This is a genomic window from Streptomyces sp. CG 926, assembly GCF_003148825.1.
Taxonomy (GTDB): Bacteria; Actinomycetota; Actinomycetes; order Streptomycetales; family Streptomycetaceae; genus Streptomyces.
Window position 1 is genome coordinate 74,084 of sequence record NZ_QGGZ01000009.1, and the last position, 22,137, is coordinate 96,220.

Genomic DNA, 22,137 nt, shown 5'->3' on the forward strand with positions numbered 1-22,137 from the left:
CCTCCCGGAGGCACCCCCATGACCGACCTGCACCCCTTCATCGCGGGGCTGCCCAAGGCCGAACTCCACGTCCACCACGTCGGCTCGGCATCCCCGCGCATCGTGGCCGAGCTCGCCTCCCGGCACCCCGACTCGAAGGTCCCCACCGACCCCGAGGCCCTCGCCGACTACTTCGTCTTCACCGACTTCGCGCACTTCATCGAGGTCTACCTGTCGGTGGTCGACCTGGTCCGCACCCCGGACGACGTGCGCACCCTCACCTTCGAAGTCGCCCGCGACATGGCCCGGCAGAACATCCGCTACGCCGAGCTGACCATCACGCCGTACTCCTCCACCCGCCGCGGCATCGACGAGAAGGCCTTCATGGAGGCCATCGAGGACGCCCGCCGGGCCGCCGAGAGCGAACTCGGCGTCATCCTGCGCTGGTGCTTCGACATCCCCGGCGAGGCCGGCCTGGAGGCCGCCGCCGAGACCGCCCGGCTCGCCGTCGACCTGCGCCCCGAGGGCCTGGTCTCCTTCGGCCTCGGCGGCCCCGAGATCGGCGTCCCGCGCCCGCAGTTCAAGCCGTACTTCGACGCCGCCCGCGCCGCCGGTCTGCGTAGCGTCCCGCACGCCGGCGAGACCACCGGCCCGGAGACGATCTGGGACGCCATCCGCGAGCTCGGCGCCGAGCGCATCGGCCACGGCACCAGCGCCACCCAGGACCCGGAGCTGCTCGCGTACCTCGCCGAGCACCGGATCGCGCTGGAGGTCTGCCCGACCTCCAACATCGCCACCCGCGCGGTGACCGACCTCGACCGGCACCCGGTCAAGGAGATGGTCGCGGCGGGCGTGCTCGTCACCATCAACAGCGACGACCCGCCGATGTTCGGCTCCGACCTCAACAACGAGTACGCGGTGGCCGCCCGCCTCCTCGACCTCGACGAGCGCGGGCTCGCCCAGCTCGCCAAGAACGCCGTCGAGGCCTCCTTCCTGGACCCGGCCGGCAAGGCGGAGCTGAACGCGGAGATCGACACGTACACCGACGAATGGCTCGCGCGCTGACCCCGCCCCGACAACTGCTCCCCTGAGAATGGGGACATGAGCACTCTGACTGCCGTCGGCCACCGCGGCGATCCCTACCGTGTCCGTGAGAACACCCTGGCCTCGATCCGGTCCGCGTTCGCGCGCGGGGCGGACGCCGTCGAGATCGACGTACGGCTGACCCGGGACGGGGTGCCGGTCCTGCTCCACGACGAGACGCTCCAGCGGCTGTGGGGCCATGACGTACGCCTCGACGACGTCACGGCCCCGCAGCTGAAGGGGCTGACGGCGGGCGGAGTCCCCACGCTGCGCGACGCCCTGACGGTCGCCGGGGCGGGCCGGCTGATGATCGACCTGCCCGGCGCCACGCCCGAGGCGGTACGCATCGTCGTGGGCGAGGTCCGCGAGTGCGGGGCGCGCGAGCGCACGTACTACTGCGCGGGACCGAACACCATGCTGGCGGTCCGGGCCGCCGATCCGGGCGCGGAGATCGCGTTGACCTGGACCTCGCTCTCGCCGCCGCGGCGGGCGCTGATCGACGCCATGGCGCCGCGCTGGCTCAACTACCGCTTCGGGCTGGTGAGCCGGGAGTTGGTGGACGCGCTCCACCGGGACGGCCTGCTGGTGTCGGCGTGGACCGCCGACACGAGGCGGACGATGAAGTGCCTCGTCGCGGCGGGGGTCGACTCGATCACCACGAACCGACTGGACGCGCTGGCGGCCGTGCGGGCCGGGCTCGGGCGGTGATACGGGCCTTCCGCGACGGCATCCGCGACGCCGATCCGCGGTGGCAGGACCTGGGCCTGACCCTGCTGGTGCAGTTGGCCGTCACGATGCCGTTCGTCGTACCGCGGTCGCCCGATCTGCCTCCCGCGACCTGGGCCTCGTACGCGATGACCACGGCTGCCGTACTGCCCCTGGCCTGGCGTCGCCGGGCACCCGTGGGTGTACTGGCGGCGATCCTGGTCATCGGGGGGATCTACCAGGTCGCCGTCGACGGGCCGGGCCAGCCGCTGCCGTACGCGGGCCTCATCGCCTTCTACACGGTCGCTGTGCAGTGCACCTCGCGGGTCCGGGCGGCGGTGGTGCTGGCCTCCCTGGCGGTGGTCGCGCTGTCGATGCGCTGGGAGACGGGGACGGCGCGGGAGCTGCTGTTCACGCTCTTCGTGTCGGCGGCGGCCTACGCCCTGGGACGGCTCCAGCACACGCGGCAGGCGTACACGGCGGCCGTGGAGGCACGCGCCGTCGAGCTGGAGCGGGTCAACCGGATCGAGGCGGAGCAGGCTGCCGCACGCGAACGGGCCAGGATCGCGCGGGAGATGCACGACATCCTCTCGCACGCGGTCAGCATCATGATCGTGCAGGCGGAGGCCGGACCGGTGGCCGTGCGCAGGGCCCCGGAGCGGGCCGAGGCGGCCTTCGAGGCGATCGCGGAGACGGGGCGGGACGCGATGGCGCAGCTGCGCGCGATGCTGGGCGTGCTGCGCAGCGACGAAGCGGCCCCCCGGAGCCCGCAGCCGGGGATCGCCGGGCTGGCGGAGCTGGTGGACCGGGTACGGGCCGGCGGGCTGCGGGTGTCGTACGAACGGACCGGCGCGGTGCGCGAACTGCCGGCCGCGCTGGAGGCGACCGTGCACCGGGTGGTGCAGGAAGCCCTGACCAACGTGGTCAAGCACGCCGGGGCCGCGGCGGCGGACGTGACGCTCGTGCACGGACCGGGCACGCTCACGGTGACGGTCACGGACGACGGCCGGGGGCCCGGTGGCGCCCCTGGCGGGCACGGGCTGATCGGCATCCGCGAGCGGGCGGCGGCGCACGGTGGCACGGCGTGGACCGGTCCGGGACCGGGCGGGCGGGGATTTTCGGTGCGGGTCGAGCTTGTAACCTCGCCGCTGGGGGTGGGGAATTGACGATCCGCGTGGTGGTGGCCGATGACCAGGAGCTGGTGCGCAGCGGGTTCGCGATGATCCTGGACGCCCAGGAGGACATCGAGGTCGTGGCGGAGGTCGGGGACGGTGCGGCGGCGGTGGAGGCGGTGGCCCGGCTCGCGCCGGACGTGGCCCTGCTGGACATCCGGATGCCGGTGCTGGACGGGATCGAGGCGTGCCGGAAGATCTCCGCCGGGAGCGCGTGCCGCACGGTGATGCTGACGACCTTCGACTCGGACGAGTACGTGTACGAGGCGCTGCACGCGGGGGCGAGCGGGTTCCTGCTGAAGGACGTGCGGCGGGACGACCTGGTGCACGCGGTACGGGTGGTGGCGGCGGGCGAGTCGCTGCTGGCGCCCTCGGTGGCGCGTCGGCTGATCGAGGAGTACACGGCGGTGACGGGGGCGGCGGCACGGCCCGAGCTGTCGGCGGAGCGGCTGGGGGTGCTGACGGCGCGGGAGCGGGAGACCTTGCTGCATCTGGGTCGGGGGCGCTCGAACGCGGAGATCGCGGCGGCGCTGGTGGTGAGCGAGCACACGGTGAAGTCGCATGTGGGGAACGTGCTGGCGAAGCTTGGGCTGCGGGACCGGATCCAGGCGGTGATCTGCGCGTACGAGACGGGCCTGATCGCGGCGGGTGCTCCCTCGGGGGAGTGAGGGGGCGGCGTGTCGTATCCCTCTCGCCGGTGAGTTGTCGTACCGGTGAAGATCCCTCTTGTCGGGGATCCGCAACGACCCCTGTGAGCAGGAGCATTGAGTCATCGAGGCCGTGGTGGCCCGGTGAACTCACAGGGGGATTCCGACATGAAGGCACGCACGCGCACACTGATCGCCGCCGCTCTGGTTCTGGGCATCGCGTCCGGGCCCGTCGTCGCACACGCGGCGGCGGTTCCCGTCCCGGCGGGGGCCGCGGCTCCCACGTCCCGCTTCTGCGCCCCGCCGAATGCCGCGGCGCTGGAACGGGCGATCGCCGGTCTCGGGCCGACGGACGAGAACGCGACCGCCGCGGTGGTCCGGGTCGGCGGGACGAGTGGTGGCTGGCGGGGCGGTTCCGGCGTCGCGGACATCGTCACGGGGCGGGCGGCGGTCGAGCAGGGGCGGTTCCGGGCGGGGTCGGTGACCAAGGTCTTCACCGCGGCGGTGGTGCTCCAGCTGGCGGCCGAGGGCCGGGTGGACCTGGACGGGCCGGTCCGGCGGTACCTGCCCGGGACCGTCCCCGATTCCTACGGCGCGGTCACCGTGCGGCAGTTGCTCGACCACACGAGCGGGATACCGGCGGCGGACGGCCCGGGCGACTCGTTCGAGGCGCAGTGGGAGCACCGCTTCGACGTGACCGATCCGCACGACCAGCTGGCCGACGCCCTGGCGAAGAAGGCGGAGTTCACCCCGGGCACGGCCCAGCACTATCTGAACATCAACTACACCCTGCTGGGCGTGCTCGTGGAGAAGGTGACGGGCACCTCGTACGAGGAGGCGGTCGGCCGGCGGATCCTGCGGCCGCTCGGTCTGGGGCAGACCTCCTTCCCCTCCCGGACGCAGACGGGGATCCCCGGTCCGCACAACCGCGGGTACCAGGCGGTGGTCGGGACGGACGGCTCCCGGGAGTTGCGGGACGTGACCGAGTGGAACTCCTCGGACCGCTGGGCGGCGGGGGACATCATCTCGACCACGGCCGATCTGGAACGGTTCACCGGGGCCCTGTTCAGCGGGCGGGTCGTGCCGGCGGAGCAGTTGGAAGAGATGTTCACGGTGCCCCGGGTGAAGAGCTTCGTCGACGGGAAGGACGCCACGATGACCGCGGGCCTGTCCAGGCTCGCTCTGCCGGACGGCACGGTGGTGTGGGGCAAGTCCGGTAGCCGGTACGGGTACACCACCGGTATGGGCGCGACCCGGGACCTGGCCCGCACCTTGGTCTACTCGGTCAACTCCACGGACGCCAAGAGCCAGGACACGAACCCGGTGGCCCTGGGGATCGCGATGGCGGCCTTCGCCCGGTAGCCCTCAGGCCGGCATGGCCTCAAGGCGCTTGATCATGCGGCGCAGCACCAGCAGGGGGATCACCCCGAAGACGCCGAACGACATGTCGATGACGCTCCACCAGAAGGGGATGCCCCGGATCGGGCCGCATATCAGGGCCAGTGGTATCACTCCGGCGCAGGCGATCATGCCGGCCTCGACGATCCAGATGTTGCGTACCGGGTCGCGGTGGACCCCGTAGAAGAAGACGGCGATGACGAGGTGGGCGAAGGCGAGCCAGTCGGTTCCGTAGAGGAGGAAGGGGTAGTCGGCGTCGGCCCGCTCCAGTCCGTCGCCCACCCGGCGCAGCCATTCGTGGTCGATCAGGGCATTGGCCCAGTGGAGCTCGCTGACCAGGGGGAAGGCCGTGAGGCCACTGAGCACCAGGCAGATCAGGAACAGGGTCAACCAGGCACGGATCCGCCGCTGAAGGGCGCTTCTCTCGCTCATGGAAGGAAGCCTACGCCCATTTCTGAACACGTTCAGCCAAAATACTGAACGTGTTCAACGCCACCGTCCGACGCTCGGTCAGAGGCCGACGATCGCGTTCCAGCGCTTGGCGAGGGACCGGCGCTCGGCCGAGGAGATGTCCCTGGCCACGACCAGCCGCTTGCGCATGTCGTCGTCCGGGAAGATCAGCGGGTTCTCGGCGAGTTCGGCGGTCTCCGGGTCGTCGGAGGCGGCCAGGACGTCCCGGGCAGCGGGGACGGGGCAGACGTAGTTGACGGAGGCGGCGAGGGCGGCGGCCACCTCGGGGGCGTAGTAGTGGTCGATGAGGGCCTCGGCATTGGCCTTGTGCCGGGCCAGGTTGGGGACGAGCAGGCTCTCCGCCCAGAGTTCGGCCCCCTCCTCGGGGACGACGAACTCGATGTCCGGGTTGTCGGCCTGGAGTTGGATGGCGTCGCCGGAGTAGGCCTGACAGGCGAGGACATCGCCCTTGCTCAGATCGGAGGTGTAGTCGTTGCCGGTGAAGCGGCGGATGTGCTTCTTCTTCACCATGCTCTCGACCTGGTCGCACATCCGGTGGAAGTCGGACTCGGTCCAACGGGTGACGTCCACGCCGTCGCCCTGCATCAGCAGGGCGAAGGACTCGTCGAGGCCGGAGAAGAGGGTGACCTTGCCCGCCAGGTCCGGCTGCCACAGGTCCTTGACCGACTTGATCTCCTGCCCCAGGGCCTTGCGGTTGTAGGCGATCCCGGTGATCCCCGACTGCCACGGGACGGTGTGCAGCCGGCCCTCGTCGAAGGCGGGGGAACGCAGTTGCGGGTCGAGGTGGCGGGTCACGTTGGGCTGGGCCGACCGGTCCAGCTTCTGGGCCCAGCCCAGGTGGACGAAGCGGGCGGCCATCCAGTCGCTGACCACGATCAGGTCGTGGCCGGTCTCCTGCCGGTTCATCAGGGCCGGACTGACCTTGCCGAAGAACTCGTCGTTGTCGTTGATCTCCTCGGTGTACCGGACCTCGATACCGGTCCGCTCCGAGAAGGCCTCCAGCGTCGGACGGCGCTCCTCGTCCTCCTCGTCGGTGTCGATGTAGAGCGGCCAGTTGGAGAAGGCGACGCTACGGTCGCGTTCGGAACGGTCCGGACCTTCGCGCCCCTCCTCGGGAACGTAGGCGGCGGGCACACCGCAGCCGGCGAGGGCGGCCGACAGACCTGCGGCACCGAGGCCGTACAGCGCAGAACGGCGGGAGAAGGCGAGTTCAGGCATGGGCACAGCCTCGGCGAACGCGAGGGGGCGGGCAATAGACATGTTGTCTACTGCCCGCCCCGTCAACGCTGTGCTGTGATCGATGCGGCCGATCAGCCGTCGAGCGAGGTCATCACGTGCTTGATGCGCGTGTAGTCCTCGAAGCCGTAGGCGGAGAGGTCCTTGCCGTAGCCGGACTTCTTGAAGCCACCGTGCGGCATCTCGGCGACGAGCGGGATGTGGGTGTTGATCCACACGCAGCCGAAGTCGAGGTTCTTGGACATCCGCATCGCGCGGCCGTGGTCCTTGGTCCACACGGAGGAGGCGAGGGCGAACTCGACGCCGTTCGCGTACTCCAGGGCCTGACCCTCGCTCGCGAAGGACTGGACGGTGATGACGGGGCCGAAGACCTCGTTCTGGATGATCTCGTCGTCCTGCTTGAGGCCGGAGACCACGGTCGGGGCGTAGAAGTAGCCCTTCTCGCCGACCTGGTGGCCACCCGCCTCGACCTTGGCGTGGGCGGGGAGGCGCTCGATGAAGCCCGCGACCTGCTTGAGCTGGTTCGGGTTGTTCAGCGGGCCGTACAGCACGTCCTCGTCGTCCGGCTGACCGGTCTTCGTGTCCGTGGCGGCCTTGGCGAGCGCGGCCACGAACTCGTCGTGGATCGACTCGTGCACGAGCACGCGGGTGGCGGCGGTGCAGTCCTGACCGGCGTTGAAGTAGCCGGCGACCGCGATGTCCTCAACGGCCTTGGCGATGTCGGCGTCCTCGAAGACCACGACCGGGGCCTTGCCACCGAGCTCCAGGTGGACGCGCTTGACGTCCTTGGAGGCGCTCTCGGCGACCTGCATGCCGGCCCGCACCGAGCCGGTGATGGAGGCCATCGCCGGGGTGGAGTGCTCGACCATGGCCTTGCCGGTCTCGCGGTCACCGCAGATGACGTTGAAGACACCCTTGGGCAGCACCGAGTCGATGATCTCCGCCATCAGCACGGTGGAGGCCGGGGTGGTGTCCGACGGCTTGAGCACGACGGTGTTGCCCGCCGCGATGGCCGGGGCGAACTTCCACACCGCCATCATCATCGGGTAGTTCCACGGCGCGACCTGCGCGCAGACGCCGACCGGCTCACGGCGGATGATCGAGGTCATCCCCTCCATGTACTCGCCGGCCGAGCGGCCCTCCAGGAGCCGTGCGGCACCCGCGAAGAAGCGGATCTGGTCCACCATCGGGGGCAGCTCCTCACTGGCCGTGAGGGCCAGCGGCTTGCCGGTGTTCTCCGACTCGGCGGCGACGAGCTCGTCCGCGCGCGCCTCGAAGGCGTCCGCGATCTTCAGCAGGGCCTTCTGGCGCTCCGCGGGGGTGGTGTCGCGCCAGCCCGGGAAGGCGGCCGCGGCAGCGGCCATGGCGGCATCCACATCGGCCTGGCCCGAGAGCGGGGCGGTGGCGTACACCTCGCCGGTGGCCGGGTTGACCACCTCGGTGGTCCGCCCGTCGGCGGCGTCCTTGAACTCCCCGCCGATGTAGTTGCGCAGACGACGCAGTTCGGTGGTCACTACAGCCACACTCCTGATCACATGTCCAACGATTGAGACGTTTACCAAAGCCTAGCCCCTCGGCGGAGGCTTTCGACAGACCCGGCGGCCACCACCTACGAAATCAGTGAGATCCGAGTGGCCAAACAACGGATTTCATCGATTCCGTCTTGCGGAACAGACGACCCTCGTGCACAGTGAGGTCGTGGTCAGTCGAAGCGCAGATTCCAGGAACAGACAACCGTCCCCTTCGGTCGATGCTGTGTCCCTGGCGATCATCGAGCAACTGCAGGAGGACGGTCGCCGTCCCTACGCGTCGATCGGCAAGGCCGTAGGCCTCTCCGAGGCGGCCGTGCGCCAGCGGGTGCAGAAACTGCTCGACCAGGGCGTCATGCAGATCGTCGCCGTCACCGACCCGCTCACCGTGGGCCTGCGACGCCAGGCCATGGTCGGCATCAACGTCGAGGGCGACCTCGACCCGGTGGCCGACGCACTGACCGCCATGGCCGAGTGCGAATACGTGGTCATGACCGCAGGGTCGTTCGACCTGATGGTGGAGATCGTCTGCGAGGACGACGACCACCTGCTCGAAACGATCAACAAGAAGATCCGCACGCTCCCCGGCGTGCGATCAACCGAAAGCTTCGTTTATCTGAAGCTGAAGAAGCAGACCTACATGTGGGGAACTCGATAGCCCGTGAGCCAGGACCTCTCCAAGACCGCGTACGACCACCTGTGGATGCACTTCACCCGCATGTCGTCGTACGAGAACTCCCCCGTCCCCACCATCGTGCGTGGTGAGGGCACCTACATCTGGGACGACAAGGGCAAGCGCTACCTCGACGGGCTCGCCGGCCTCTTCGTGGTCAACGCCGGTCACGGCCGCAAGGAACTGGCCGAGGTCGCCTACAAGCAGGCCCAGGAACTCGCGTTCTTCCCGATCTGGTCGTACGCGCACCCCAAGGCCGTCGAGCTCGCCGAGCGCCTCGCCCACTACGCCCCGGGCGACCTGAACAAGGTCTTCTTCACCACCGGTGGCGGCGAGGCCGTCGAGACCGCGTGGAAGCTCGCCAAGCAGTACTTCAAGCTGCAGGGCAAGCACACCAAGTACAAGGTCATCTCGCGTGCGGTCGCCTACCACGGCACCCCGCAGGGCGCCCTGTCGATCACCGGCCTGCCGGCCCTGAAGGCCCCCTTCGAGCCGCTGGTCCCCGGCGCGCACAAGGTGCCGAACACCAACATCTACCGCGCCCCGATCTACGGCGACGACCCCGAGGCCTACGGCCGCTGGTGCGCCGACCAGATCGAGCAGGAGATCCTCTTCGAGGGCGCCGACACCGTCGCGGCCGTCTTCCTCGAGCCGGTCCAGAACGCCGGCGGCTGCTTTCCGCCGCCGCCCGGGTACTTCCAGCGGGTCCGCGAGATCTGCGACGAGTACGACGTCCTGCTCGTCTCCGACGAGACGATCTGCGCGTTCGGCCGCCTGGGCACGATGTTCGCCTGCGACAAGTTCGACTACGTGCCGGACATGATCACCTGCGCCAAGGGCATGACCTCGGGCTACTCCCCGATCGGCGCCTGCATCATCTCGGACCGCCTCGCGGAGCCCTTCTACAAGGGCGACAACACCTTCCTGCACGGCTACACCTTCGGCGGCCACCCGGTCTCGTCGGCGGTGGCGCTGGCCAACCTCGACATCTTCGACAAGGAAGGCCTCAACCAGCACGTGCTGGACAACGAGGGTGCCTTCTTCTCGACGCTGAAGAAGCTGCACGACCTGCCGATCGTCGGCGACGTCCGCGGCAACGGCTACTTCTACGGCATCGAGCTCGTCAAGGACAAGAACACCAAGGAGTCCTTCACCGACGAGGAGACGGAGCGCGTGCTCTACGGCTTCCTCTCCAAGGCGCTCTTCGAGAACGGCCTCTACTGCCGGGCCGACGACCGCGGTGACCCGGTCATCCAGCTCGCGCCTCCGCTGATCGCCGACCAGGGCACCTTCGACGAGATCGAAGGCATCCTGCGCTCGGTGCTCACCGAGGCATGGACCAAGCTGTAACCGAGCCGTAGACAGTTCCGGCTCCACTGGTCCGACCACACGGCCCGGATCCCCCGTTCGAGTGAGAACGTGGGGGTCCGGGCCGTGTGCTGTCACCATCCAAGACGTTCATCTCTTTACATCTCAGTGCGGCGCCAGTGACTTCGACCGGTTCCGCTTCGTTCCCTCGGACGGAGGTGTACGCCATGGTGGCTCCACCGGACATTGCCCCGCCTGACAATGACGTCCTGTGGGCTCGGTCCCTTCACTACTCCCACGACGGCTCCCCCGCCCTCGTCGACGTCTCCGTCGGTGTCCGCCAGGGTGAGATCCTCGCCCTGACCGGCCCCCGCGGCTCCGGCAAGACCACCCTGCTCCGCTGCCTGTCCGGGCAGCTACGGCCCCAGCAGGGCGAGGTCTGGTTCAACAGCCTCCCCGTGCACACGATGGGCGCCGTCCTTCGCGAACGGCTGCGCCGCGACCGGTTCGGCTGGATCGGCCACGAGCCCCAGCTGCTGCCCGAGCTGAAGGTCTGGGAGAACGCGGCCCTGCCCCTGCTGCTCGCCGGGGCATCCCACCGCAGCGCCCGCAAGGCCGCCTGCGAGTGGCTGGACCGACTCGACATCGCCGGCCTCACCCGCAAGCGCCCCGGCGCCCTGACCCGCGCCGAATCCCAACGGGTCGCACTCGCCCGGGCCCTGGTCAACGAGCCAGCGGTGATCTTCGCCGACGAGCCGACGGCACCGTTGCACCGCACCGAGCGCGCCCTGCTGCTCCGTACGTTGACCACCGCGGCCCGCTCCCACGACATCACCGTGCTGCTGGCCACCCACGACGAGGCCACCGCGGCCGTCGCGGACCGCCGGATCGCCCTGCTCGACGGCCGCCTCGCGGGGGCCGCGGCCGCCGACTCCCCCGTCGCCGACACCACGGAGGACCAGGCCGCGTGCTCGCTCTCCGCCTAGCCCGCGGTTCCCGTCCGCTCGTCCAGCTGCGGCGGCTCCTCGTCGCCGCGGCCTCGGCCGGAACCGGCTTCCTGCTCCTCTATGTACTCGCCGGGGCCGTGGCCCAGCCCGCCGGATCGTTCCCTCGCCTGCTGTGGGCCATGATCCCGCTGGCCGTCACCGTCCACTTCGCCGTCGTCGTGGCCCGGGCCGACCCCGCGACCCGGCCCCGCGAGGGGCTCGACGCCGCCGGGCTGGGGCCCGTCCGGCTCATGCTGGCCGCCGCGATCTCCACCGCCGTCGCCTGCGCCCTGGGCAGCGCCTTGGCCCTGGCCGTCTTCCTCCACCTGCGCGGGGAACTGGCGGGGCTGCCCTTCGACGGGGCCGGGGCCACGCTGCTCCACGCGGACCAGCCGCTGCCGGTGGCCGCCGCCCTCACCCTGCTGGCCCTGATCCCGGTGATCGCCTCGGCCGCCACCGCCCTCACGCTGCGCCCGCACCCGCCGCTGGCCCCCCGGACCGGGCTGCCCTGGGGCATCGCGCTGACCGCCTGCGGGCTCGCGGCCTCGGCGTACGCGGGCCGGGGCGACGCCGGGACGCTCATCGGCTGGTCGCTGACCGCGATCGGGCTCGCCCTCGCCGGACCGGGGCTCGCCTACGCCTGTGGAAGCCTCGTCCAGGCCGTGCGGCCGGGAGCGCTGCGGCTGCTGGCCGGGCGGACCCTCCAGGAGGAGGCCCCTCGGATCGGTGCTCCGCTGGGCGTGCTCTGCTCGGTGGCCGCGGGCACCCTGACCGCGTTCGCCCTGCGCGACCGGGGCGGGCTGCCCGTCCCGCTGGGCCCGCTGACCTGGCCGGCCGTCGCCCTGGTGACCCTGTGCGCCGCGGCGACCCTGCTCACATCCGTGGTGGAGGCCCGACGGAGCCGGGAGCCCGGACGCAGGGCCCTGCTCGACCTGGGCGCCCCCTCCAACGTCCTGCGCAGCGCCGCGAGTCTGCGGGCCACCGCGCTGCTGGCCGTCTGCGTACCGCTCAGCTGGGGTGTGGCGCAGCTGACGTCGCTGGCCTTGACCCGCTGACCCGAGCAGCCCTTAGGGTGGGCCGAATGGTCACCCCAGACATCGAGATCGAGACGCTCGCCGAATTCGATCAGGTCGTGGCGCGCGGCTCGCTCAGCGGCTACCGGATCCAGTCGGTCAACCTGCTGGAGCGGACCTTCGCGCTGCTCTCCGCGGACACCTCGACGGCCGTGTTCCTGGGCTGCGCGATGGAGCCCGACGCGGCGGCGAAGGTCCGCGCCGACGGCGCGCTGGTCTTCCCGCCCGTACCCGACCTGCCGTTCGACCCCTACCGGGGCCTGCTCTACACGCCGGAGGAGCTCTTCACCGGGCTGCCCGACGGGTACGAGGCCACCCCGGACGCCGAGGCGTACGCCTGGTTCCAGGAGACCAAGTCCGACGGCGACGTCTTCTCCTCGATGCTCCGCTCGGTCCATGACGACGCCATCTCCGATGCCCTCGACGAGCACCTCGCGGGCCGCCGGGTCGTGGGCGTGATGGGCGGCCACGCGATGGCCCGCGGCGGTACGCGGTACCGCGGTGCGGCCGAGCTGGGCCGGGCGCTGACCCGGTCCGGGCTGACGGTGGCCACCGGCGGCGGCCCCGGCGCGATGGAGGCCGCCAACCTCGGCGCCTACCTGGCACCCGCGCCGGACGAGGCGCTCGCGGAGGCCCTGGAGGTGCTGGCCAAGGCCCCCTCCTTCGCACCGTCGGTGTCGGAGTGGGCGGGCGCGGCCTTCGCCGTCCGCGAGCGCTTCCCCTCGGGCGGGGACTCGGTGGGCATCCCGACCTGGTTCTACGGGCACGAGCCGCCGAACGCCTTCGCCGGACACATCGCGAAGTACTTCGCGAACGCCACCCGCGAGGACGGTCTGCTGGCCCGCTCGAACGCGGGAGTGGTCTTCCTGCCCGGCGCGGCGGGCACGGTCCAGGAGATATTCGACAACGCCACGCCGAACTATTACGAGTCGCGGGGCGAGCCGGCCCCGATGGTGCTGGTCGGCCGGACCCACTGGACCGAGCACCTCCCGGCCTGGCCCCTGCTCCAGGCACTGGCGCGCGGCCGTGCGATGGAGTCCCGGATCGCGCTCGTCGACTCGGTGGACGAGGTCCCGGACGTCCTCGCGTCGATGAGCTGAGCCCGGGAGGCAACTTTCCGGCCCGTTCTCACGTCTGGCAGAGGTACGCAAAACCTGCCAGACGTGAACGGAGCCCTTGGTGCTCATAGGCCTGCTGACCGCTGTCGCGGCGTCCATCTGCTACGGCACGGGATCCGTGCTGCAAGCCGTCGGCTCGCGCCGCGCCGCGCGCATGTCCCCGACCGCCGCGGGGGTGACCGCCCACGGCGGACCCAACCTGTCGTCCACCGCGAAAGCGGCGATGACCTGGGAATTCATCGTCGGCACCATCCTGGACTTCGTGGGCTTCGGACTCGGGGCGCTGGCCGCGCGCCTGCTGCCGCTCTTCCTGTCGCAGACGGTCATCAGCGCCAACCTGGTGATCACGGCCGTGCTGAGCGTGAAGATGCTCGGGATCCGGCTGAGCCGTAAGGAGTGGACCTCGATCGGGGTCGTCTGCACCGCCCTGGTGCTGCTGGCCACGGCCGCGGGCCACGAGGGCGGCCACCACGCCCCGATGTCCACCCACTGGTGGCTGCTGGGCATCACCGTGCTGCTGATGGTGGGCGGCACCGTGGCCGTACGCCTCCTCGGCGGCGGCGCCGCGATCCTGGCGGGCCTGCTGTCGGGTCTCGGCTTCGGCGCGCTCGGCGTCGGCGTCCGGATCCTGAACGGCGTGGACCCGTTCGACCTCACCGCCCTCCTGACCGACCCCGCGCTCTACGCCATCCTGGTGGCGGGCATCGGCGGCATGTACCTGCACACCGTCGCCCTCCAGATCGGCTCGGTGAACGGCGCCACGGCGGCCCTGGTCGTCGGCGAGACGGTCCTGCCGGGCGCGATCGGCGTCCTGTGGCTCGGCGACGCCTCCCGCCCGGGACTCGCCTGGCTCGCGGTCCTCGGCTTCGTGATGGCCGTCGCCGGAGCGGTGGCGGTGGCCTGGTACGGCAAGCACGAGGGGGCCGACGAGGGAGCCGACGCCCCGGTGCCGGAGCCGGTCGGCTGACCCACCGGCCGGCCGGGTTCCCTCACCCGGTCGGCCGCCCCCGGTGGTGGCGCGGCGGTGTCTGCCGCTTGCTGGACCGGGGGAGAGAGTGAGGGGTTCGTGAGTCCCACGACCGATCGGCTCGATACGCCACGCGCGGCCGGGATGGCCGGAATCGCCTTCGCCGTACTGCTCGGGGCGGCGATCGTCCTGATGCGGATCGCCGTCCCGTCGGGCAACACCGCCGACCTGCCCGTGGACCAGGACAAGCGCTGGGCGGTCCAAGTGGCACTGGAGATCGTGCCCTTCGCGGGCATCTTCTTCCTCTGGTTCATGGGCGCCCTGCGCGCGCACACGGGCGCGGCCGAGGACCGGTTCGTGGCCACCGTGTTCCTCGGCAGCGGATTCGTCTTCGTGGCCACCCTGTTCGCCTCCGCCGCGGCTGCGGGCACCGTGCTGAACGAGGGAACGCCCTCCGATTTCGGCCGCCACTACGCCTACACCCTCCTCGCGACCTACGCCATGCGGATGGCGGCCGTCTTCGTCCTCGCGACCTCGACCATCGGGCGGATGCTCGGCGTCTTCCCGAAGCCACTGGCCGTGCTGGGCACGGTCGTCGGCCTCCTCCTGCTCGTGATCGGTTCCGGAGTGCCCTGGTCCGAGATGCTGTTCCCGGTCTGGGCCCTGATCCTCAGCCTGTACGTCCTGCGCGTCCGGCGCGGTACCGCCCACCACCCTCCGACCGCCACCGAACCCCCCTGACCTGGGGATCCTCACTCCGGCAGGCGGCCTGTGTGCGCCGCGTGCATGCTGGTGGGACGGGGAGGACCCGGGGGGCTCCGGGGGGTGACGGGGAGGAACGCCCGAGGGAAAGGCAGAACCGTCATGAGGCTTGTCGTCGACCTCAACCGCTGCCAGGGATACGCCCAGTGCGCATTCCTCGCTCCCGATGTCTTCGCCATGCACGGCGACGAGTCGCTGCTCTACAACCCGGAGGCGGATCCGGCGCATCGCGAGGACGTCCTGCGCGCCGTGGCCGCCTGTCCGGTGCAAGCCATCCTCCTGGAGATCACGGACGAGGACATGGCGAACATGGTGACCCCGGATGCCGTGGCCGGCACCGGATCTCGTTCCGGAGGCGCCCAGTGACCGGTGCAGGAACACACGACGGGGCGTTGGAACGCCTCAAGCGCGACGGCCGCATCGTCGTCGTCGGCGCCTCCCTGGCCGGTCTGCGGGCCGCCGAGACGATGCGCGAGAAGGGCTTCGCCGGTTCGCTCACGCTGATCGGCGACGAACCGTACGAGCCGTACGACCGTCCCCCGCTGTCCAAGCAGGTCCTGTTGGGCAACGCGGTCGCCGACCACACGGCACTCCCCCGCCGCCGGGCGATCGATGCCGACTGGCGCCTCGGGGTCCCGGCCACCGGCCTGGACATGGCCGCCCGCCGGGTCAAGCTCGGCAACGGCGACGAGGTCGAGTACGACCGGTTGCTGATCGCCACCGGAGTCCGCGCCCGGCCGTGGCCCAACCCGGAGGAAGGCGCCCTCAAGGGTGTCTTCGTCCTGCGCACCCGCGACGACGGCGAAGGGCTGCAACGGGCCTTGGCCGCCGGTCCCCGCCGGGTGCTGGTGATCGGGGCCGGGTTCACCGGGTCCGAGATCGCCTCCGCGTGCCGCGAGCGCGGCTTGGACGTCACCGTCGCCGAACGGGGCGACGCTCCGCTGGTCGGTGCGCTGGGCGGGGTGATCGGCGCGGTGGCGGCCGAGATGCATCGCGAGAACGGCGTCGACCTGCGGACCGGAGTCATGGTGACCTCGCTGGAGGGCGACCCCTCCGGGCGGGTCCGCGCCGCGCACCTCTCCGACGGGTCGACCATCGAGGCGGAGGTGGTGGTCGTCTCGCTGGGCGCGCAGCGCAACACCGAGTGGTTGGCCGGCTCCGGGCTGGGCGCGGGTCCACGGGGCATCGCCTGCGACGCGGGCTGCCGGGCCTTCGACGTCCGAGGCATCGTCACCGACGACATCTACGTGGCGGGTGACGTGGCACGTTCCCCGCACGCGCTGTTCGGCTACCAGTTCCTGTCGCTGGAGCACTGGGGCAACGCCGTCGCCCAGGCCGACACCGCCGCGCACAACATGCTCAGCGAGAGCGCCGACCGCCGCCCCCACCTGTGGGTTCCGGCGTTCTGGTCCTCGCAGTTCGGCGTGAACATCAAGTCGGTCGGGGTACCGCCGATGGGCACCGAGATCCTCATCACGCAGGGCTCGCTCGCCGAGCGCCGCTTCGCGGCCGCCTACGGGTACCAGGGGCGTCTGATCGCCGCCGTCACCTTCGACAACTGTCGGTGGCTGCCGTTCTACGAGCAGCAGATCGAGGCCACCGCCCCGTTCCCGCCGCCGTTCTCCACGGTGGACCGCAGGACCGACGGGGCCAAGCCGCTGCCGGCCGACTTCCCGGACCCGTCGGTCCCCACCCACGGGCCGACCATCACGCTGAGCGGTTACTCGCCGGCCGACCGGAAGATGACCTTCACCCCCGGAAGATGACCTTCGCCCCCGCGCACCACCGGCCACGCCGTACCGCGCCCTCCCCGAGGATCACGAGGACCTGTCATGTCACAAGCCCTGCTGCGGGAGATCATCGACTACGCGAACCGCGCGAATCCGTACCCGCTGTACGAGGAGCTCCGCAAGACCCCGGTGTCCCACGACGGGGACGGCCCGTACGTCGTCAGCACGTACTACGAGATCCACAGCCTGTTGCACGACCCGCGGATCAGCTCCGACGCCAAGAACCTGAAGGCGACCGGGGACGATCTGCTGGGTGAGCAGTCCGACGAGGAGGGCGCGACCCTGCCCCCCTCGTTCCTCAAGCTCGACCCGCCCGACCACGACCGGCTGCGGCGGATGACGAACCGGCCGTTCGGCCCGCCGCACGCCCCCCACCGGGTGCACGACATGCGCGACGAACTCGGCGGCCTCGTCACCGGGCTGATCGACGGCATCCGGGAGACCGGGCAGCTGGACCGGATCGACCTGGTCGACCAGTTCGCGTACCCCTTCCCGGTCACGGTCATCTGCCGGCTGCTCGGCATCCCCCGTGAGGACGAGCCGCGCTTCCATGTGTGGGCCGAGACCCTGGCCGCCAGTCTGGACCCGGACCCGGACGCGGACCCCACGCAGCGCGGCCAGGGCTCGATGGACGCCCGTATGGAGCTGGGCATGTACCTGGCCGGGCTGATCGAGGAGCGCCGCAAGAACCCCGGCGACGACATGCTGTCCCAGCTGGCGACGGCCGACGGCCCGGACGGCGCGATGACCACCATGGAGGCGCTCAGCACCTCCGCCCTGCTGCTGATCGCGGGCCACGAGACCACGGTCAACCTGATCACCAACGGGATGCTGACGCTGCTGCGCTTCCCGGAGGTCCTGGAGCGGCTGCGCAACGACCCCGATCTGGCGGTCCCGATCGTCGAGGAACTGCTGCGCTACGAACCGCCCGTGCAGCTGCTGCCCCAGCGGACCACCCTCTCCGACGTCGAGGTCGCCGGGGTCACGATCCCCAAGGGCGCGTCCGTGTGGCTGATGCTCGCCTCCGGGAACCGCGACCCGAGGCGGTTCGAGGACCCCAACCGCTTCGACCCCGACCGCAAGGACATCCAGCACCTCGGCCTGGGCAGTGGCATCCACAGCTGCTTCGGGGCGCCGCTGGCTCGGCAGGAGGCGCAGCTGGCGCTGAGCGAGCTGGCCCGCCGGCTGGAGAACCCTCGGCTGCTGGAGGACCCGCCGCAGTACCGCCAGAACTCGGTCCTGCGCGGCCCGCGCCACCTGCAGATCGCCTGCGACGGCATCCGCGCCTAGGACGGCTCCGGCGGAAGGACGACCACCTCGGCGGGGGTGAAGGTCACCGCGACCCGGTCGCCCACGGCCGGTGCCCCCGCCAGATCGCACTCGGCCTCCAGCACCGGCCCCGCCTCCGGCCGCAGCTGCAGGGCGACGTGTGTGCCGCGGAAGGTGCGGGACACCACCTCGCACCGCAGGCCCGCCGCGCGGAGCACGACCCCGGCCGGGCGGATCAGCAGTCGCTGCTCCCCCTGCGGGGTGTCGGCCGGTACCGGAACCTTGCCCCACGCGGTGGCGGCCGCGTCCCCCGAGACCACGGCCGGGACCACGTTCTCGAAGCCGAGGAAGCGCGCCACGAACTCCGACGCGGGCCGCTGCCACACCTCCAACGGGGTCCCGATCTGCGCGATCCGGCCGTCCCGCATGACCACCACCCGGTCGGCCAGGGCGAAGGCCTCGCCCTGGTCGTGCGTGACGGCCAGTACGGTCGTGCCCAGCCGGGAGAACAGCCCCCGCAGCTCCACCACCAGCCGCTCGCGCAACCCCCGGTCCAGCTGCCCCAGCGGTTCGTCGAGCATCAGCAGCCTCGGTGAAGGGGCCAGCGCACGGGCCAGCGCGACGCGCTGCTGCTCGCCACCGGACAGGGAGGCCACCGCCCGGGCCTGGGCCCCGGGAAGCCCCACCAGTTCCAGCAGCTGCGCGACCCGGTCCGCGGACGACGCCTTTCCGGCTCCGCGCATCTTCAGCCCGAAGGAGACGTTCGCGCCGACGTCGCGGTGCGGGAAGAGCTGGTGGTCCTGGAACATCAGGCCCACGCCCCGCCGGTGCACGGGGACGCCGGACTGGTCGGCCCCGCCCAGCAGCACCCGCCCGGCGGACATCTGCTGGAGGCCGGCGACGACCCGCAGCAGCGTGGACTTGCCGCTGCCGCTCGGCCCCAGCACGCACACGACCTCGTGCTCGGCGACCTGGAGGTCCACGCCGTCCAGGGCGTACTGGGCCGCGCGCTCACCGAAGCGGACCGACACCCCCTCCAGCTGAAGCAGTGTCATCAGAATTCTCCGGAGGTCTTGTCGGGTCGCAGGCGCTCCAGCAGCAGCAGGGACACCGCGCACACCAGCATCAGGATCGTGCTCAGGGCCATCGCCTGCCCGTAGTTCAGCTCTCCGGCCCGCCCCAGCAGCCGCGCCACGGCCACCGGCAGGGTCGGCCGGTCCGCCCGCGCGATGAACACGGTCGCGCCGAACTCCCCCAGCGATACCGCGAAGGCGAACCCGGCCGCGATCAGCAGCGCCCGTCGCACCAGCGGAAGGTCCACCTCCCGCCAGGCCCGCAGCGGCGACGCGCCGAGCACCGCGGCGGCCTCGCGCAGCCGCCCGTCCACCGCGCGCAGCACCGGCAGCATGGTCCGTACGACGAAGGGCACGCCCACCAGGGCCTGCGCCAGCGGCACCAGGATCCACGAGGTCCGCAGGTCCAGCGGCGGCTCGTCCAGGGTGATCAGGAAGCCGAAGCCCACGGTCACGGCGGACACCCCGAGCGGCAGCATCAACAGCGCGTCGAAGCCGCGTACGAAGCGACCCCCGCGCCGGGTGAGCGCCGCGGCCGCGAGTCCGCCGACGAGCAGGGCGATCGCGGTGGCGGCGAGCGCGTACTGCAGGGAGTTCCAGATCGCCTCCAGCGGCGCCACCAGGAAGGTCCCGCCACCGGCGCCCGCGTCCTGGAGCGCCCGGTAGTAGCCGAGGCCGTAGCCGCCGGGGGTGTCGAAGGACCGCTCGACCAGCACGCCCAGCGGCAGCACGATCAGCACCGCGACGGTCAGCAGCACCCCGCCCAGCAGGGTGCGCTGCGCCCAGCCGCGCGGGCGGTGGGTGGTGCGGCCCGGGTCCACCAGCCGCAGCGCCCGCTCGCGCTTGCGCACGGTCCAGGCGTGCACGGCGAGGATCGCGCCGATCGCGGCGAACTGCACCATCGTCAGGACGGCCGCCGTCGGCAGGTCCAGGAGCTGCGCGGTCTGCCGGTAGACCTCCACCTCCAAGGTGGAGTACGCGGGTCCGCCAAGGATCAGGACGACGCCGAAGGAGCTGAAGGTGAACAGGAACACCATCAGCGAGGCGGCGGCCACCGCCGGGGCCAGCGCGGGCAGCGTCACCCGTCGCCAGGCGGTGAACCGGCCGGCGCCCAGCACGCGGGCGGCCTCCTCCTGGCGCGGGTCCAGCTGCGCCCACAGCCCGCCGACCGTGCGGACGACGACGGCGTAGTTGAAGAAGACGTGGGCGAGCAGGATCGCCCAGACGGTGGTGTCGAGCCGGACGCCCACCAGCTCGTCCAGCAGTCCGCCCCGCCCCAGCAGCGCGAGGAAGGCGGTGCCGACCACCACGGTGGGCAGGACGAAGGGCACCGTCACCACGGCGCGCAGCAGCTGCTTGCCCGGGAACTCGAAGCGCGCGAAGACGTAGGCGGCGGGGAGTGCGATCACCAGGGTGAGCAGGGTGGAGGCGCATGCCTGCCAGGTGGTGAACCACAGCACGTCGGCGATGTCGGGGCGGCCCAGCACCTCCGCGAACCGGCCGAACTGCCACCCCTCGTCGGTCTTCAGGCCGCGCCCGACGATCGCGGCGACGGGGTAGGCGAAGAACAGCCCGAAGAAGGCGAGGGGGAGGACCATCAGGGCGAGCCGCACGGCGGTCGCCCGCGCCCCCTCGCGGGGGCCGGAGCCCGGCGCGGCGCCCCCCGACGCCACGCCCGGCTCCTTGGTACCGCTTACTTCACGACGAGCGCGGTCCATGCCTTGACCCACTGCTCACGGTTCTTGGCGATGGTCTCGGGAGCCACGTTCTCGGGCTTCTCGATCACCACACCGTGCTTGGTGAACAGCTCCGGCAGGGCGGCGTCCTTCGTCACCGGGTTCACGAACATCTGGAGCGGCATGTCCTCCTGGAACTTCTTGCTGACCAGGAAGTCCACGAGGGCCTTGCCGCCCTCCTCGTTCTTGGCACCCTTGAGCAGGCCCGCGAACTCGATCTGACGGAAGCAGGTGCCGGTGGAGACGCCCGTGGGGGCCTCGGCCGGCTGGGGCTCGCCGTACAGGACCTCGACCGGCGGGCTGGAGGCGTACGAGACGACCAGCGGGCGGTCGCCCTTGGCCTTCTTGCCGCCCGCGGAGCCGGAGAAGCGCTCGTTGTAGGCCTGCTCCCAGCCGTCGACGACCTCGACGCCGTTGGCCTTGAGCTTGCTCCAGTAGTCCTTCCAGCCGTCCTCGCCGTACTTGCCGACGGAGGCGAGCAGGAAGCCGAGGCCGGGCGAGGAGGTCGCGGCGTTCTCGACCACCAGCAGGTTCTTGTACTCCGGCTTGGTCAGGTCGTCCAGCGTCTGCGGCGGGGCGATCTTCTTGTCGGCGAAGTACGCCTTGTCGTAGTTGACGCAGATGTCGCCGGAGTCGATCGGGGTGACCCGGTGCTCCTTGTCGAGCACGTACTCGGGCTTCACGTCGGCGAGGCCCTTGGCCTCGTACGGGGCGAAGATGCCGTTGTCGAGGGCGCGCGAGAGGAGGGTGTTGTCCACGCCGAAGAAGACGTCGCCGCGCGGCGAGCCCTTGGTGAGGATCTCCTGGTTCAGGGCCGCGCCCGCGTCCCCGGACTTCAGTACCTTGACCGTGTAGCCGCTCTGCTGTTCGAACTCCTTGAGGACCGTGTCGGTCACGTTGAAGGAGTCGTGGGAGACGAGCGTGACGGTCTTGGACTTCGGGGCGTCGCTCGCGCCGGCGGGCTTGTCCTTGGTGTCGCCGCCGCCGCAGGCGCTGAGCGTGGTGACGCCCAGCGCGGCCGCGAGCGCGACGCCCGCGATCTTCTTGGTGGTGCTCATCGGTGAATTCCTCCTGGGATGTCCAGGAGAAGACGCGGCCCTGCCCGGCGCTCTGCGAGAGCGGACGCCGGGCAGGGCGCAACAGCAAGAGTGGTGACCGAACT

Annotated in this window: 21 protein-coding genes; 15 read left to right on the plus strand and 6 right to left on the minus strand. The window is 71.1% G+C overall.

From position 1 onward, the window contains the following. The first annotated feature begins 18 nt into the window (after window positions 1-18). The 5 genes from BCL76_RS23680 to BCL76_RS23700 all read left to right on the plus strand — a co-directional run bounded on the left by BCL76_RS23680 (window position 19) and on the right by BCL76_RS23700 (window position 4,948). On the plus strand, window positions 19-1,044 hold the full coding sequence (locus BCL76_RS23680; protein ID WP_109781447.1) for an adenosine deaminase: 1,026 nt from the start codon (window positions 19-21) through the stop codon (window positions 1,042-1,044). Between the two features lie 36 nt (window positions 1,045-1,080). After that, window positions 1,081-1,770 carry a glycerophosphodiester phosphodiesterase gene (locus BCL76_RS23685; protein ID WP_109781448.1) on the plus strand — a complete coding sequence of 230 codons (690 nt, stop codon included), beginning with the start codon at window positions 1,081-1,083 and terminating at the stop codon, window positions 1,768-1,770. A gap of 86 nt (window positions 1,771-1,856) precedes the next feature. Continuing rightward, entirely contained in the window at window positions 1,857-2,933 is a 1,077-nt protein-coding gene (locus BCL76_RS23690; protein ID WP_109781651.1) for a sensor histidine kinase, read from the plus strand. Further along, window positions 2,930-3,607, plus strand: coding sequence for a response regulator transcription factor (locus tag BCL76_RS23695; RefSeq protein ID WP_109781449.1), 678 nt, complete (start codon window positions 2,930-2,932; stop codon window positions 3,605-3,607). Before BCL76_RS23690 ends, BCL76_RS23695 begins: the two co-directional genes overlap by 4 nt. Before the next feature lie 147 nt (window positions 3,608-3,754). Further along, window positions 3,755-4,948: a serine hydrolase domain-containing protein gene (locus BCL76_RS23700; RefSeq protein ID WP_109781450.1), complete on the plus strand. Its 1,194-nt coding sequence runs from the start codon at window positions 3,755-3,757 to the stop codon at window positions 4,946-4,948. Between the two features lie 3 nt (window positions 4,949-4,951). Here BCL76_RS23700 and BCL76_RS23705 read toward each other — a convergent pair whose 3' ends face one another. The 3 genes from BCL76_RS23705 to BCL76_RS23715 form a co-directional block, all read right to left on the minus strand. Continuing rightward, window positions 4,952-5,416: a hypothetical protein gene (locus tag BCL76_RS23705; protein WP_109781451.1), complete on the minus strand. Its 465-nt coding sequence runs from the start codon at window positions 5,414-5,416 to the stop codon at window positions 4,952-4,954. A gap of 78 nt (window positions 5,417-5,494) precedes the next feature. Beyond that, window positions 5,495-6,673: a polyamine ABC transporter substrate-binding protein gene (locus BCL76_RS23710; protein ID WP_109781452.1), complete on the minus strand. Its 1,179-nt coding sequence runs from the start codon at window positions 6,671-6,673 to the stop codon at window positions 5,495-5,497. A 92-nt stretch (window positions 6,674-6,765) separates the two neighbouring features. Then, window positions 6,766-8,205 carry a gamma-aminobutyraldehyde dehydrogenase gene (locus tag BCL76_RS23715; RefSeq protein WP_030767086.1) on the minus strand — a complete coding sequence of 480 codons (1,440 nt, stop codon included), beginning with the start codon at window positions 8,203-8,205 and terminating at the stop codon, window positions 6,766-6,768. 169 nt (window positions 8,206-8,374) lie between these two features. Between BCL76_RS23715 and BCL76_RS23720 the strand changes: the two genes are divergently transcribed. From BCL76_RS23720 to BCL76_RS23765, 10 genes are all read left to right on the plus strand, one after another. Next, window positions 8,375-8,878 carry an Lrp/AsnC family transcriptional regulator gene (locus tag BCL76_RS23720; RefSeq protein ID WP_007266859.1) on the plus strand — a complete coding sequence of 168 codons (504 nt, stop codon included), beginning with the start codon at window positions 8,375-8,377 and terminating at the stop codon, window positions 8,876-8,878. 3 nt (window positions 8,879-8,881) lie between these two features. Beyond that, window positions 8,882-10,243 carry an aspartate aminotransferase family protein gene (locus BCL76_RS23725; protein WP_109781453.1) on the plus strand — a complete coding sequence of 454 codons (1,362 nt, stop codon included), beginning with the start codon at window positions 8,882-8,884 and terminating at the stop codon, window positions 10,241-10,243. Between the two features lie 176 nt (window positions 10,244-10,419). Continuing rightward, window positions 10,420-11,187 carry an ABC transporter ATP-binding protein gene (locus BCL76_RS23730; protein ID WP_109781454.1) on the plus strand — a complete coding sequence of 256 codons (768 nt, stop codon included), beginning with the start codon at window positions 10,420-10,422 and terminating at the stop codon, window positions 11,185-11,187. Continuing rightward, window positions 11,169-12,242 (plus strand): hypothetical protein, encoded by a 1,074-nt coding sequence (locus tag BCL76_RS23735; protein WP_109781455.1) that lies wholly within the window; start codon window positions 11,169-11,171, stop codon window positions 12,240-12,242. The genes BCL76_RS23730 and BCL76_RS23735 overlap by 19 nt, the downstream gene beginning before the upstream one ends. Before the next feature lie 26 nt (window positions 12,243-12,268). Then, entirely contained in the window at window positions 12,269-13,360 is a 1,092-nt protein-coding gene (locus tag BCL76_RS23740) for an LOG family protein (protein WP_109781456.1), read from the plus strand. Window positions 13,361-13,439: 79 nt separating this feature from the next. Next, on the plus strand, window positions 13,440-14,345 hold the full coding sequence (locus BCL76_RS23745) for a hypothetical protein (RefSeq protein WP_109781457.1): 906 nt from the start codon (window positions 13,440-13,442) through the stop codon (window positions 14,343-14,345). Between the two features lie 99 nt (window positions 14,346-14,444). Continuing rightward, entirely contained in the window at window positions 14,445-15,086 is a 642-nt protein-coding gene (locus BCL76_RS23750; RefSeq protein WP_109781458.1) for a hypothetical protein, read from the plus strand. A gap of 123 nt (window positions 15,087-15,209) precedes the next feature. Continuing rightward, on the plus strand, window positions 15,210-15,473 hold the full coding sequence (locus BCL76_RS23755; RefSeq protein ID WP_109781459.1) for a ferredoxin: 264 nt from the start codon (window positions 15,210-15,212) through the stop codon (window positions 15,471-15,473). A 26-nt stretch (window positions 15,474-15,499) separates the two neighbouring features. After that, window positions 15,500-16,873: an NAD(P)/FAD-dependent oxidoreductase gene (locus tag BCL76_RS23760; protein ID WP_181382689.1), complete on the plus strand. Its 1,374-nt coding sequence runs from the start codon at window positions 15,500-15,502 to the stop codon at window positions 16,871-16,873. A 66-nt stretch (window positions 16,874-16,939) separates the two neighbouring features. Next, window positions 16,940-18,187 carry a cytochrome P450 gene (locus BCL76_RS23765; protein ID WP_109781461.1) on the plus strand — a complete coding sequence of 416 codons (1,248 nt, stop codon included), beginning with the start codon at window positions 16,940-16,942 and terminating at the stop codon, window positions 18,185-18,187. Here the strand turns inward: BCL76_RS23765 and BCL76_RS23770 are convergent. From BCL76_RS23770 to BCL76_RS23780, 3 genes are all read right to left on the minus strand, one after another. Then, on the minus strand, window positions 18,184-19,221 hold the full coding sequence (locus tag BCL76_RS23770) for an ABC transporter ATP-binding protein (protein ID WP_181382690.1): 1,038 nt from the start codon (window positions 19,219-19,221) through the stop codon (window positions 18,184-18,186). The two genes, BCL76_RS23765 and BCL76_RS23770, sit on opposite strands and share 4 nt — an antisense overlap. Continuing rightward, window positions 19,221-20,837 carry an ABC transporter permease gene (locus BCL76_RS23775; RefSeq protein ID WP_109781653.1) on the minus strand — a complete coding sequence of 539 codons (1,617 nt, stop codon included), beginning with the start codon at window positions 20,835-20,837 and terminating at the stop codon, window positions 19,221-19,223. The genes BCL76_RS23770 and BCL76_RS23775 overlap by 1 nt, the downstream gene beginning before the upstream one ends. Window positions 20,838-20,932: 95 nt before the next feature. Then, window positions 20,933-22,033: a thiamine ABC transporter substrate-binding protein gene (locus BCL76_RS23780; RefSeq protein WP_109781462.1), complete on the minus strand. Its 1,101-nt coding sequence runs from the start codon at window positions 22,031-22,033 to the stop codon at window positions 20,933-20,935. Window positions 22,034-22,137 lie beyond the last annotated feature (104 nt).

Coding starts and splice junctions, on each gene's coding strand:
- BCL76_RS23680 (WP_109781447.1), top strand. CDS start 19: ATGACCGACCTGCACCCCTTCATCGCGGGGCTGCCCAAGGCCGAACTC.
- BCL76_RS23685 (WP_109781448.1), top strand. CDS start 1,081: ATGAGCACTCTGACTGCCGTCGGCCACCGCGGCGATCCCTACCGTGTC.
- BCL76_RS23690 (WP_109781651.1), top strand. CDS start 1,857: ATGCCGTTCGTCGTACCGCGGTCGCCCGATCTGCCTCCCGCGACCTGG.
- BCL76_RS23700 (WP_109781450.1), top strand. CDS start 3,755: ATGAAGGCACGCACGCGCACACTGATCGCCGCCGCTCTGGTTCTGGGC.
- BCL76_RS23705 (WP_109781451.1), bottom strand. CDS start 5,416: ATGAGCGAGAGAAGCGCCCTTCAGCGGCGGATCCGTGCCTGGTTGACC.
- BCL76_RS23710 (WP_109781452.1), bottom strand. CDS start 6,673: ATGCCTGAACTCGCCTTCTCCCGCCGTTCTGCGCTGTACGGCCTCGGT.
- BCL76_RS23740 (WP_109781456.1), top strand. CDS start 12,269: ATGGTCACCCCAGACATCGAGATCGAGACGCTCGCCGAATTCGATCAG.
- BCL76_RS23755 (WP_109781459.1), top strand. CDS start 15,210: ATGAGGCTTGTCGTCGACCTCAACCGCTGCCAGGGATACGCCCAGTGC.
- BCL76_RS23765 (WP_109781461.1), top strand. CDS start 16,940: ATGTCACAAGCCCTGCTGCGGGAGATCATCGACTACGCGAACCGCGCG.
- BCL76_RS23770 (WP_181382690.1), bottom strand. CDS start 19,221: ATGACACTGCTTCAGCTGGAGGGGGTGTCGGTCCGCTTCGGTGAGCGC.
- BCL76_RS23775 (WP_109781653.1), bottom strand. CDS start 20,837: ATGGTCCTCCCCCTCGCCTTCTTCGGGCTGTTCTTCGCCTACCCCGTC.
- BCL76_RS23780 (WP_109781462.1), bottom strand. CDS start 22,033: ATGAGCACCACCAAGAAGATCGCGGGCGTCGCGCTCGCGGCCGCGCTG.